Genomic DNA, 12203 nt, shown 5'->3' with positions numbered 1-12203 from the left:
CGGGCGACCCGCCGACCGCTTTCTCACAGGCGATCATCGCGTCAGCAACGCGCCTTCGAAACCTTCCTGTAGGGGCTCAAATCTCGACCAGATGGTCTTCCAGTTCGTTGGTGTCGCCTGATGTGACCGGGAAATGCTCGGCCAGCACCGCCCCCACCAATTCGATTGCCTTGACGAAGCCGTCGGCAAGACGGTCGTCGCCGGCATGCGCGGTCAGGTCGCGGATGACACCATCCCAGACATGCTGGCCGACCTTGGCATCGATGCCGCTGTCGGCGACCACCTCGGCGTAGTGCTCGGCAATCGAGACGAACACCAGCACACCGGTGCGCGCCGTGGTGCGGTGGACGTTGCGGGCGAGGAACTGCTTGATCGCGTCGGCGTGCGCCGCCTGGTAGCGCAGCCGCCTTGGCACCAGATGGATGCGCAGGCCGGGCAGCGCCCACAGCAACACCAGCACGCAGGCCAGCGCCAAGAGCTGGGCGAGGACGAAATGCGGCAACCGGATCGACAGCCACCAGGCCTCCAGCCCATAGGCGACGGCGAGACTGACGATCAGCATGCCTGCTGTCGCCATGAAGGCGGCCGGGAAGAAATAGCCGTCGCTGGCACGCGCCACGACGCAATAGATTTCGCCGTCGGTTTTCGCTTCGGCGGCGCGGATCGCCGTGGCGATACGCTCGTGATCCTGTGCTGTGATTGGTCGTGTTGCCATGATCTGATCTCACCAGCTTCCTGAAGAACCGCCACCGCCGGACGAGCCGCCGCCGCCCGAAAACCCGCCGCCGCTGCTCGAACCCGACGACCAGCCACTGCCGGAACTCCCCGACGACCAGCCGCTGCCCGACGACGACCCCGAAGACCAGCCTCCGCCCGAGGACGACCCGCTCGGTCCGCGACCGTAGCGAAAGGTCATGCCCAGCCATTTGTACACGCCCGGCGACAGCTTCGTGCCGAACATCGGCGGCAGGAACGCCATCGCCAGGCCGCCGAAGAACATCGTCGCCCACAGGATCACGAACGCCGCGACGATGGGATCGATGGGGGTGCTGTTGTCGGCGGGATTGCGGTGACCGCGCGCTTCCAGTTCTTCCGGATTGCCTTCCAGCACCATGACCATGTCGTCGACGGCTTTGCTGATGCCACCGGAGAAATCACCGGCGCGGAACGCCGGCACCATGTCGTTTTCGATGATCAGCTTGGTGTGCAGGTCGGTCAGCGTCCCCTCGAGGCCATAGCCGACCTCGATGCGCATCTTGTGGTCGTTCTTCGCCACCAGCAGCAGAACGCCGTTGTTTTCGCCGGCCTGGCCGAGCTTCCAGAAGCGAAACAGCCGGTTGGCGTAGGGCTCGATCTCCTCGCCATCAAGGCTGGGGATCGTGGCGACGACAATCTGGTCCGAGCCTTTTTTCTCGAAATCGGCGAGCTTCTGCGTCAATGCCGCTTCGGTGGCATCGTCGATGATGCCGGCATTGTCGACGATACGGCCGGTCAGGGCAGGCAGGTCGGCGGCGAAAGCCGTGAACCCGCAGACCAGCACCCCCAAGGCCATCAGCATGGCGCGGATCACCGGGGCGAAGCGGCTGGATCTCGACAGGCTGATGCTGCGCGCCGTCATGTCGTCACCAACCGCCCGAGGAGCCGCCGCCGCCGGACGAGCCGCCGCCACCGGAGAAGCCGCCACCGCCGCCTCCCGATGACCACCCGCCACCGCCGGACGACCAGCCGCCACGGGAGGACCGCCGGCGGCCGGGCTCGAAGGTCATGCCGAGCCAGCGATAGCGGCCTGGCCCGAGTTTCTGGCCGAAGATCGGCGGCAGGACCGAAGCCGCGATGCTGCCGAAGAAGATGATCGCCCAGATGCTGATGAAGACGGCGAAGAACAGGTTGTCGGAATTGAACGGCGCCTGCTGGTTACGCTCGCCGCGCGCCACCAGTTCCTCCGGATTGCCTTCCAGCACCATGATCATGTCGTCGACGGCCTTGGTTATGCCGCCGGAGAAATCACCGGCGCGGAACGCCGGCACCATGTCGTTTTCGATGATCAGTTTGGTGTGCAGGTCGGTCAGCGTGCCTTCCAGCCCATAGCCGACCTCGATGCGCATCTTGCGGTCGTTCTTGGCGACCAACAGAAGCGCGCCGTTGTTCTCCTTGGCCTGGCCGAGCTTCCAGAAGCGGAACAGCCGGTTGGCGTAGGGCTCGATCTCCTCGCCGTCGAGACTGGGAATCGTGGCGACGACGATCTGGTCCGAGCCTTTTTTCTCGAAGTCGGCCAGCTTCTGCGTCAGCGCCGCTTCGGTCGCGGCGTCGATGATGCCGGCATTGTCGACGACACGCCCCGTCAGCGCCGGCAGCTCGGCGGCGAAGGCCGAGAACGGAAGCACTAGTGTGAGGAGCACGACAGCGACAAGACGAATGCCGCGTCGCCCCTCATAGGCCTGCGAGATCACCACGTTTGGCCCCGGCTATCAACCGCCCTGCTTGGTGCCGAAATCGACCTTCGGCGTCTGCAGCTTGTCGTCGTCGATGGTGAAATTGGCGAAGGGCTGGTTGCTGCGGAACCAGAAGGTCGCCCACAGCACCGAGGGGAAGGTCCTGAGCGTCAGATTGTAGTCCTTCACCGCCTGGATGTAGTCGCGCCGCGCCACCGCGATGCGGTTCTCCGTGCCCTCGAGCTGTGCCTGCAGCGCCAGGAAATTCTGGTTGGCCTTGAGATCGGGATAGTTCTCGACCACGGCCAGCAGCCGCGACAGCGCGCTGGTCAGGCCGGACTGGCTGTCCTGGAACTTCTTGAAGGCCTCGGGGTCCTTCAGCGTTTCCGGCGTCACGGTTATCTGCGTTGCCTTGGCGCGTGCTTCGACCACCGCGTCGAGCGTATCCTTTTCATGCGAGGCATAGCCCTTGACCGTCTCGACCAGGTTGGGGATGAGATCGGCGCGGCGCTGATACTGGTTCAGCACCTCGCTCCATGCCGCCTTGGCGTTTTCCTCAGCCGTCGGGATGGTGTTGTAGCCGCAGCCGGCAAGCAACGGCAGCACGATGGCCATCATCAGGAAAGCGGGAAGCGTGCGGAACATCGATGGTGAGGCAAGGCGCTGGGCGAACATGACGGGGTCCTTCGTTAGAAGTTGCATGCGAAGCATTACCACAATCGGCGCGCAAGAAAACGACCCCGGCCGGAAAGCATTTCCTGGCTCGACCGGCAACCGCTTGCCTGGCACGCAAGGTGTCGTTGCAAGGGCCCTGTGATTGGCGGTGCGAACGCGATAAGGTCCGGTCGAAACGGGACATCATCATGGCGGGACGCCAAGACAGCGACAGGGAATCGCGGCGTATCCTCGAGCGCATCGCGCGCGAGACCGATCCGGCCGGCACCTCGTTTGTGGCGCGGACCACGAAAGGCGTGCGCGATCACGTCAGCGCGGCCGATGCCGACCGCACGGACCCGATCGAAGTCTGGGGCACGCGCATTGGCAGGATACTCGGCCTGCTTCTGGCGCTGGGCCTGATGATCTGGCTCGTGCTTTTCGTCACCCGGGGCAGTTAGGAATCAAGAAAACAATGAGTGCCGAAAAACCCGACGCGCCGCGTGCGGTCATCGTCATTTCCAGCCATGTCGCACGCGGCTCGGTCGGCAATCGTGCCGCCGTGTTCGCCCTGGAGACGCTGGGCTTTCCGGTCTGGGCGGTGCCGACGGTCATCTTGCCCTGGCACCCCGGCCACGGTCGGGCGACACGCATCGTGCCGCCACTCGACCAGTTCAAGGCGCTGATGACCGATCTCGAGCGGGCGCCATGGCTGGGCGAGGTCGGCGCCGTGCTGTCCGGATACCTCGGCGAGGCCGGCCAGGCCGATGCCGTTGCCTCGCTGGTCGCCGCGGTGAAGGCAAGGACGCCTGACGCCATCTATATCTGCGACCCCGTCATGGGTGATTCGGGCGGTCTCTATGTGCCCGAGCCGACCGCCATCGCCATGCGCGACCGGCTGATGCCCATCGCCGACATCGCCACCCCCAACCGCTACGAACTGGAATGGATGGCCGGCGCCCAATTGCCCGACCTGAAATCGGTGATCGCGGCGGCACTCCATGCCGGACCGTCGACCATGCTGGTCACCTCGGCACCATCGATGATGACGGGCGGCACCGGCAACCTTCTGCTGAACGGCAGCCAGGCACTGTTGGCCGAGCACCGCCTGATCGACAAGCCGCCGAATGGTCTGGGTGACCTGACGGCAGCCGTCTATCTGGCGCGCATCCTGTCCGGCCAGCCGGCGATCAAGGCGCTGCAGTCGACCACGGCGGCGGTGTACGAGATCCTGGCGCGCACGGCAAAGCGCGGCGGCGACGAATTGCAGCTCGAAACCGATGCGCAGAGCCTGTCGCACCCCATGGCCATGGTCCAGCTTCGCCACCTCACGCATCCGGGGCGGGACCGCCGGGCGTGACCTCGGCTGCGACCGCCGTGCTTGTCGGCGTCGATGGCTGCAAGGCCGGCTGGATTGCCGTGCGGCGCGATCTCGGTTCGATACCTCGTAACCTCGGTTCGACACCTCGCAACCCCGGTTCGACACCTCGCAACCCCGGTTCGACACCTCGTATCCCTGGCTCGACGCCGGTGGTCACGGTCTTCGACAGCTTCGCCGCGCTGCTTGCGGCAAATCCCGATGATGCGGTCATCGCCGTCGACATGCCGATCGGCCTGCCCGAATTTTTGGGCAAAGGCGGGCGCGGACCGGAAGCGCTGGTGCGGCCACTGCTCGGGGCACGCCAATCCAGCGTCTTCTCGATCCCGTCCCGGGCCGCGCTCTACGCCGACACGGGCGGCTTCACCACGATCGAAGCCTGGTACGCCGCGCACCGCCGGGCGAGCGATGTGGCCAGGACCACATCCGATCCGCCGCGCGGCGTTTCGATCCAGGCTTTTGGCATCTTTGCCAAGATCCGCGAGATCGACGCCTTGCTGATTGAACAGCCGCAATTGCGCAGCCGCGTCTATGAATCGCATCCGGAGGTCGCCTTCCGCCGGCTGAACGGCGATCAGGCCATGCAGCTGCCGAAGAAGATCAAGGGCAGCATCAATCCGGCCGGCATGGCCGAACGCAAGGCGCTGCTCTGCCGGCACGGCTATGAGATGGGCTTTCTCGACCAGGCGCCACCGAAAGGCGCGGCGGCCGATGATTTCCTCGATGCGGCGGCAATGATGCTGGTTGCCGGTCGCATTGTCAGCGGTGAGGCAAGGCCGTTTCCCGACCCGCCGCTCGCCGACCGCTTTGGCGTTCCGGTCGCCATCTGGGCGTGACTCTATCGCCGCGAACCGCAGCTGGTGCATGGCATTTGCACCGAGCCCCTGCAATTCTGCATTGCTCGCGACAGGCTTTTGCCGCTAGAGGCTTCTCTCGACCGCAACGAGCTGCCGCCTCCAACCCGGAAAGGCCTTAGCCGCCCATGCCTCATCTCCCCGAACACCTTCTCGCCGGCTATCGCAATTTCATGAATGGCCGCTATCTCACCGAGAGCGGACGCTACCGCGAGCTCGCCCGCGAAGGCCAGGCGCCGGAGACGATGATCGTCGCCTGCTGCGATTCGCGCGCCGCGCCGGAAGCGATCTTCGACGCCGGGCCGGGCGAACTCTTCGTGCTGCGCAATGTCGGCAATCTGGTGCCGCCCTACGCGCCGGATGGCGAGTTCCATTCGACCTCCGCCGCACTCGAATTCGCCGTGCAAAGCCTCAAGGTCAAGAACATCGTCGTCATGGGCCATGGCCGCTGCGGCGGCATCCGCGCCGCGCTCGACACCACGGCCGCACCGCTGTCGCCCGGCGACTTCATCGGCAAGTGGATGAGCCTGATCGCGCCGGCGGCCGAAACCGTCTCCTCCAGCACCTTCATGACGGCAACCGAGCGTCAGACCGCGCTGGAGCGCATCTCGATCCGCTATTCCATCGCCAATCTCAGGACCTTTCCCTGCGTCTCGATCCTCGAAGGCAAGGGCCGGCTGACGCTGCACGGGGCATGGTTCGACATTTCGAGCGGCGAGCTCTGGGTGATGAACAAGGAGACCGGCGACTTCGAACGGCCGGAGATGGGGTGACGCCGATGATGCGCCAGGACTGCCATCGGGCCGCTTTCGTTGCCGCCGCGCTGCTGTCATCGCTGGTTTGCGCCCGCGCCGACGATGGCGCGATCATCGACCGCTGGTATTCGGCGTTGCTGGTGGCCGACCGCACCGAATTGACGGACCTGCTCGCCGATGATGTCCGCATGAAACTCGACGATGTCGGCGTCGTGCAAAGCAAACAGGAATTCATCGACTCGATCGACGAGTGGCAGGGCGCCGTCGCGGGTGCCGCGATCCGGCACAGGATCGAAAAGCGCGAGGCCGGCGTCACCACTGTGATTGCCTGCTACGATTTCCCGAACAATGACATGCTGATGCACGAGACCTTCGCCATTGCCGACGACCGCATCACGGCGAGCACGCAAAAGGCGCTCGCCGAAAGCTGCGCCGCTTATTGACCAGCCAGTCGCGCTGTTGCGCGTGACAAACCAGCACCCTACATCGGTGGTGCCCCGCCTTTCCTCGCCCGCCAATCGAAAGATAGCCAATGCCTGCCACGAAAACCGTCGACCTCGCCACCCATCCGCTGACCACGTGGCAAGGGCCGCTCGGTCTGCCCGATTTCGCCCATATCGGCGACGACGACTTTTTCCCGGTCTTCGACGCGGCGCTGAAGGCCCATGAGGCCGAGATCGACGCGATCGCCGGCAACAAGGATACGCCAACCATCGAAAACACGCTTCAGGCCCTGGAACTCGGCGGCGACGCCCTCGACCGTGTCTCGTCGATCTTCTGGTGCCGCGCCGGTGCCCATACCAACGATGCGATCCAGGCCCTGGAGCGCGACATCTCGCCAAAAATGTCCAGGCATTTCTCGGCGATCTCGATGAACGAGAAACTGTTCGCCCGCATCGATGACCTCTACCAGCGCCGTGAGAGCCTGAAACTCGATGCCGAGACGCTGCGCGTGCTGGAGAAGACCTGGAAAGGCTTTGTCCGCTCGGGCGCGAAGCTTGATGCCGAGGGCAAGAAGCAACTGGCCAAGATCAACGAGGAGCTATCCTCGCTCGGCACCAGTTTCGGCCAGAATGTGCTCGCCGACGAGCGCGACTGGGCGCTGTTTCTCGACGAGGCGGACCTTGCCGGCCTGCCCGATTTCCTCAAGAGCTCGATGGCCGAAGCCGCCGAAATGCGCGGGCAGAAGGGCCGCTACGCCATCACCCTGTCGCGCTCGATCTACGAGCCGTTCTCGACCTTCTCGGAACGCCGCGATCTGCGCGAGATCGCCTTCCGCGCCTTCACCATGCGCGGCCAGAATGGCGGCGCCACCGACAACACGTCGGTGGTGCGCGACATGCTGAAGCTTCGCGCCGAGAAAGCCAGGCTTCTCGGCTACGGCTCCTTCGCCGCGCTGAAGCTCGACGACACCATGGCCAAGACGCCGAAGGCGGTGCACGCGCTGCTTGATCCGGTCTGGGAGAAGGCGCTGGAGAAAGCAGCCGCCGACCAGACTGAGTTGCAGCGGCTGGCGACGGAAGCCGGCAGCAACGAAAAATTCGCCGCCTGGGACTGGCGCTTCTACCAGGAAAAGCTGCGCGCGGAAAAGTTCGCCTTCGACGAAGCCGAACTGAAACCCTATCTGCAGCTCGACCGCGTCATCGATGCCTGCTTCGACGTGGCGACAAGACTGTTCGGCATCACCTTCGAGGAGAAGCAGGGCATCGCCGCCTGGCACCCGGAGGCCCGCGTCTTCGTCGTCAGAAATGCCGACGGCAGCGAGCGCGGCCTGTTCCTCGCCGACTATTTCGCCCGGCCCTCCAAGCGCTCCGGCGCCTGGATGAGCGCGCTGCAATCCGGCTATCGTCTCGGCCATGGTTCCAAGCCAGTCATCTACAACGTCATGAACTTCGCCAAGCCGCCGGCGGGCGAGCCGGCGCTGCTGTCGGTCGACGAGGCGAAGACGCTGTTCCACGAATTCGGTCATGCGCTGCATGGCATGCTGACCGACGTCACCTGGCCGTCGGTCTCCGGCACCTCGGTCAGCCGCGACTTCGTCGAACTGCCCTCGCAGCTTTACGAGCACTGGCTGACGGTGCCGGCGGTGCTGGAAAAGCACGCCCTGCATGTCAAGACCGGCAAGCCGATGCCCAAGGCGCTGCTCGACAAGATGCTGGCCGCGCGCACCTTCGGCGCCGGCTTCGCCACGGTCGAATTCACCGCCTCGGCGCTGATCGACATGGCCTATCATGCACGACCGGACGCGCCTGAAGCGCCGCTTCGTTTCGAAGCCGAAACGCTTGAAAAACTCGACATGCCGGAGACCATCGCCATGCGTCACCGGACCCCGCATTTCGGCCATGTCTTCTCAGGCGACGGCTATTCGGCCGGCTACTACTCTTACATGTGGTCGGAAGTGCTCGACGCCGATGCCTTCGCCGCCTTCGAGGAGACCGGCGACCCTTTCAACCCGGCGCTGGCCGAGCGGCTGAGGCAGAACATCTACGCCGCCGGCGGCTCGAAGGACCCGGAAGACCTCTACACGGCGTTTCGCGGCAAGATGCCTTCGCCGGAAGCGATGATGGTCAAGCGCGGGCTGGTGTAGCGCGCTCTTCCTTCCCCCCTTGTGGGGGAAGGTGGATCGGCGCGCAGCGCCGAGACGGATGAGGGGTGTTCCAGTGGAGTGAGGCGTTGGCGTTCCCTGGAACACCCCTCATCCGTCGCCTGCGGCGACACCTTCTCCCACAAGGGGAGAAGGGGGAGCCTTATCCTTCCACGGATCGGCCACTCGCGGCCAGATCGGCCGCGTCAGCTTGGTGTAGTTGGTCGCCGCCGGATTGCTGGGATATGAGCTGGGCGCCGAGACATAGATGATCTCGGCGGCGATCGGCACGAAGCCGGCGTAGAAATGATTGGTCGATTTGATCAGCAGGACATCCTTGGCCAGCGGATCGACGCCGAGATTGACGAAGATATCCGGTTCAAAGGTCTGCGTGCGGTTGGTGTTGAGGATGATGTCGACCTCGGTGCCTTCGATGCGGACCAGCGCCGTCGGCCCCAATGTCACCCGGCTTGGCCCGAAACTCTGCCAACCCTCCGGGACCGCCTTCAGCACCTTGACCCGCGCGTCGATCGGCTCGCCGGCCTGCGGCCCGGCCTTGCCGCCGAAACGCAGGTCAATGACCGCGCCTTCGCCTGCCGCCAGGCAGAAGGTGACCGCGATCGGATCCCATATCGTCGCGACGCCGACATTGTTCAGGCCACGTGCCAGCATCTGACGCAGCACGACGGTGCCGTCGCCGGGAACGCCCCCGCCCGGATTGTCCCAGATGTCGGCGATGACCACTGGCTTGCCCGAATTTTCAGCGCGCACGGCCAGCGCCCGATCGATGCCGGCGGCGGTGCTCAGCATCGTCATCGCCGTCTTTTCACGAAGATCGTAGAGCTCGCGCCCCAGCCGTTCCGCCAGCGCATCGCCCTTGGCCTTGTCATTGTCGGTAACGACCAGGATGCGCGTGCCCATCTCGGCGACGTCGGCCGCCATGAAGCCGTGGATGACGGAGACCGACAGCACGCCGTCCTTGCCGTGCAGCGCCTTGATGCGGTCGACGAAGGAGCGCATCGGCTCGCGGCTGGTCGGCAGCACCTGGATCATGCGGCAGTCGAAGGTCGAGATGACAGGCTTGATCTCGCCGCGCGCCGCCGCGAGGCCAAGCTCGACGACATGTTCGCCACGCTCGTAGAAGTCGGTGTGCGGAAATTCGAGGAAGTAGGCCATGACGTCCGATGCCGCCACCCGCTTCGGCGTCAGATGGCTGTGCGGATCAAACTCCGAGGCAATCACCACCCGCGGACCCACCATCTCGCGGACGCGCTCGAGCAGATCGCCTTCGCAGTCGTCATAGCCTTGCGCCACCATCGCGCCATGCAGGCCGAGAATGACCGCATCGACCGGCAGCGCTGCCCTGAGCTGGCCGAGGATTTCGTCGCGCAGCGCCTCATAGGTCTGCCGTTGCACCAGGCCGCCCGGCTCCGCCCAGGTGGCGGTGCCCTCGATCACGGTGAGGCCTTCGGCGGCCGCGCGCCGGCGCAGGGCAACGATCGGCGACGAGCACAGCGTCGGCGTGTCCGGGTGCTTGCCAGGCCCGGCATAAAAGGCCATCTCGAACGAGGCCCGATCGGTCGGCACTGGCGAGAAGGTGTTGGTTTCCGTCGCCAGCGAGGCGGTGAAGATGCGCATTTTCAGGAATTCCGCTTCGCTATGGTCAGTTCGTGGTTGTTGCGGCTGGGCATGTAGACGAGATCGTCGGCCTTGGCGACAGCGGCGCGTGCGATGACCCGGACACATATTGGTGTGACATCAGGAACTCCGTTCGGCATGAATGCGCGGCTACTTGACCGCCCCGAGCGCCAGCCCGCGAACGAGGTAGCGTTGCAGCCAGATGAACAGGACCGCCACTGGCAACGTCGCCAGCAGCGTCGCGGCCATGACGTGGTGCCATTCGATGGTGTAGCGGCCGGCGACCAGCGAAAACACCTGGATCGGCAAGGTGTAGCTTTCCTGGCTGCGCAGCATGGTCAGCGCCACGACGAATTCGTTCCAGGCATTGATGAAGGTGAAGATCGCGGTCACCGCGATCGCCGGCAGGCAGAGCGGCAGGAACACCTTGCGCAAGGTCAGCCAGCGGCCAGCACCCTCCATCCACGCCGCTTCCTCGAGATCGCGCGGAATGGTGTCGAAATAGCTCTGCAGCATCCACACCGTGAAGGCGACGTTGAAGGCCATGTAGATGAAGCCGAGCGCGGTGGTGCTCTCCACCAGCCCCCACGCCGCCATCAGCCGGAACAGGCCGAGCACCAGCACGATCGGTGAGATCATCTGCGAGATCAGCAGGAACTGGCGCAAGGCGCCGTAGCCGGCAAAGCGAAAGCGCGACATCGCATAGGCCGCCGGAACCGAGATCAGGATGGCGCCAACCGTGGCGATAACAGACACATAGAGCGAATTGAGCAGCGCCTGGCCGAAGCCGGTCGCCACCCACATGTCGGAAAAGTTCGACCAGCGGAACTCGCTCGGCCACCAGGTTGGCGACAGCACCTCCTGCCTTGGCTTGACCGCGGTCAAGAACATCACGGCAAAGGGAAAGATCGTCACCGCGATCAGCGGCGCCAGGAGCAGCCAGGCGATGATGGTGCGTTTGAGCTTGCTTCTCATGCGCGTTGCTCCCGCATCGCCAGCCGCACATAGATCATGGTGAAGACGAGCAATATGGCGAACATCACCAGCGACACTGCCGAGGCCTCGCCGAGTTTGCCGATACGGAAGGCGAGCTTGTAGAGGTGGGTGACCAGGATGTCGGTCGAGTTGGCCGGCCCGCCTTGCGTCATCACCCAGATGATCGGGAAGGAGTTGAAGACGTAGATGGTGTTGAGCACGATGGCGATGTTGATGAACGGTTTCAGCAGCGGGAAGGTGATCTCGCGGAACTGCTGCAGCGGCGTCGCCCCTTCGAGCGCCGCCGCCTCGTAGAGGTCGTCCGGGATCGACGACAGGCCGCCAAGGAAGATCGTCGTGGTGAACGGCACCGTCACCAGGATGCCGATCAGCACCTGCATGGGAAAGGCGGTCTCCGCGCTCGCCAGCCACTGGATGTTGTGGTCGATGAGGCCGAGGCCGATCAGCGCCGAATTCAGCATGCCGCTTTCGCCGCTCAGCGCCCAGCGCCAGACCACCGCGGTCATGGTCAGTGACACCGCCCAGGGCAGCATGATGATGACGCGGGCGATGCCCCTGCCATAGAAATCGGTATTGAGGATCATCGCCACCGGGATCGACAACAGCAGCGCACCGCCGACGACCAGAACCGTCCACTGGCCGGTGCGCCAGAGCGCGGCGATGAAATCGGGATCGGCGGCGAGCGCCGAGAAATTGGCGAAGTCGTTGAGTTCGCGAAGCTGGCCGAAGCGGTTCACGTCATGCGTCGAGATCTGGATCAGGTCCCAGACCGGCCAGAAGATGACGACTGCCGCCAGGAGCAGGCTGGGCAAGGTCAGGAGATAGGGCAAGAAACGATTTTGCATCGGCTGACCTGGTGTGGCGAATTTGGAAATTCGCTTCAGGGAAATGTGGCGCGCCCGGTCGTCGGGG

General features: G+C 64.6%; 13 protein-coding genes. 6 read left to right on the top strand and 7 right to left on the bottom strand.

The genetic code is table 11. The features are described 5' to 3' along the window. Positions 1-76: 76 nt before the first annotated feature. From OOJ09_RS08685 to OOJ09_RS08670, 4 genes are all read right to left on the bottom strand, one after another. Positions 77-715: a TPM domain-containing protein gene (locus OOJ09_RS08685; RefSeq protein WP_269904785.1), complete on the bottom strand. Its 639-nt coding sequence runs from the start codon at positions 713-715 to the stop codon at positions 77-79. Between the two features lie 9 nt (positions 716-724). Continuing rightward, positions 725-1558 (bottom strand): TPM domain-containing protein, encoded by an 834-nt coding sequence (locus OOJ09_RS08680; RefSeq protein WP_420107505.1) that lies wholly within the window; start codon positions 1556-1558, stop codon positions 725-727. 64 nt (positions 1559-1622) lie between these two features. Further along, positions 1623-2417, bottom strand: coding sequence for a TPM domain-containing protein (locus OOJ09_RS08675; protein WP_269904877.1), 795 nt, complete (start codon positions 2415-2417; stop codon positions 1623-1625). A 51-nt stretch (positions 2418-2468) separates the two neighbouring features. Further along, on the bottom strand, positions 2469-3107 hold the full coding sequence (locus tag OOJ09_RS08670; RefSeq protein ID WP_269904784.1) for a LemA family protein: 639 nt from the start codon (positions 3105-3107) through the stop codon (positions 2469-2471). Between the two features lie 188 nt (positions 3108-3295). Here OOJ09_RS08670 and OOJ09_RS08665 point away from each other — a divergent pair, with 188 nt between their 5' ends. From OOJ09_RS08665 to OOJ09_RS08640, 6 genes are all read left to right on the top strand, one after another. Further along, complete coding sequence (locus OOJ09_RS08665; RefSeq protein ID WP_269904783.1) at positions 3296-3547, top strand: hypothetical protein; 252 nt, start codon at positions 3296-3298, stop codon at positions 3545-3547. A 14-nt stretch (positions 3548-3561) separates the two neighbouring features. Beyond that, a complete protein-coding gene (gene pdxY / locus OOJ09_RS08660) occupies positions 3562-4446 on the top strand; it encodes a pyridoxal kinase PdxY (RefSeq protein ID WP_269904782.1) in 885 nt (294 codons plus the stop codon). Further along, positions 4443-5300, top strand: a complete 858-nt coding sequence (locus tag OOJ09_RS08655) for a DUF429 domain-containing protein (protein WP_269904781.1) — start codon at positions 4443-4445, stop codon at positions 5298-5300. The genes pdxY and OOJ09_RS08655 overlap by 4 nt, the downstream gene beginning before the upstream one ends. A 146-nt stretch (positions 5301-5446) precedes the next feature. Continuing rightward, entirely contained in the window at positions 5447-6091 is a 645-nt protein-coding gene (locus OOJ09_RS08650; protein ID WP_269904780.1) for a carbonic anhydrase, read from the top strand. Positions 6092-6096: 5 nt separating this feature from the next. Beyond that, the gene (locus OOJ09_RS08645) at positions 6097-6516 is read left to right on the top strand and encodes a nuclear transport factor 2 family protein (protein WP_269904876.1); all 420 of its coding nucleotides are present in this window, start codon (positions 6097-6099) and stop codon (positions 6514-6516) included. Positions 6517-6605: 89 nt separating this feature from the next. Continuing rightward, positions 6606-8660: a M3 family metallopeptidase gene (locus OOJ09_RS08640; protein WP_269904779.1), complete on the top strand. Its 2055-nt coding sequence runs from the start codon at positions 6606-6608 to the stop codon at positions 8658-8660. Positions 8661-8768: 108 nt separating this feature from the next. Here the strand turns inward: OOJ09_RS08640 and OOJ09_RS08635 are convergent, their stop codons facing one another. The 3 genes from OOJ09_RS08635 to OOJ09_RS08625 all read right to left on the bottom strand — a co-directional run bounded on the left by OOJ09_RS08635 (position 8769) and on the right by OOJ09_RS08625 (position 12136). Further along, entirely contained in the window at positions 8769-10295 is a 1527-nt protein-coding gene (locus OOJ09_RS08635; protein WP_269904778.1) for a M81 family metallopeptidase, read from the bottom strand. A 150-nt stretch (positions 10296-10445) separates the two neighbouring features. After that, a complete protein-coding gene (locus OOJ09_RS08630; RefSeq protein ID WP_269904777.1) occupies positions 10446-11270 on the bottom strand; it encodes a carbohydrate ABC transporter permease in 825 nt (274 codons plus the stop codon). Then, entirely contained in the window at positions 11267-12136 is an 870-nt protein-coding gene (locus OOJ09_RS08625) for a carbohydrate ABC transporter permease (protein WP_269904776.1), read from the bottom strand. The genes OOJ09_RS08630 and OOJ09_RS08625 overlap by 4 nt, the downstream gene beginning before the upstream one ends. Positions 12137-12203: the final 67 nt, after the last annotated feature.

Source organism: Mesorhizobium qingshengii, assembly GCF_027563465.1.
Lineage (GTDB): Bacteria > Pseudomonadota > Alphaproteobacteria > Rhizobiales > Rhizobiaceae > Mesorhizobium > Mesorhizobium qingshengii_A.
This window is presented reverse-complemented; position numbering and strand designations above follow the sequence as displayed.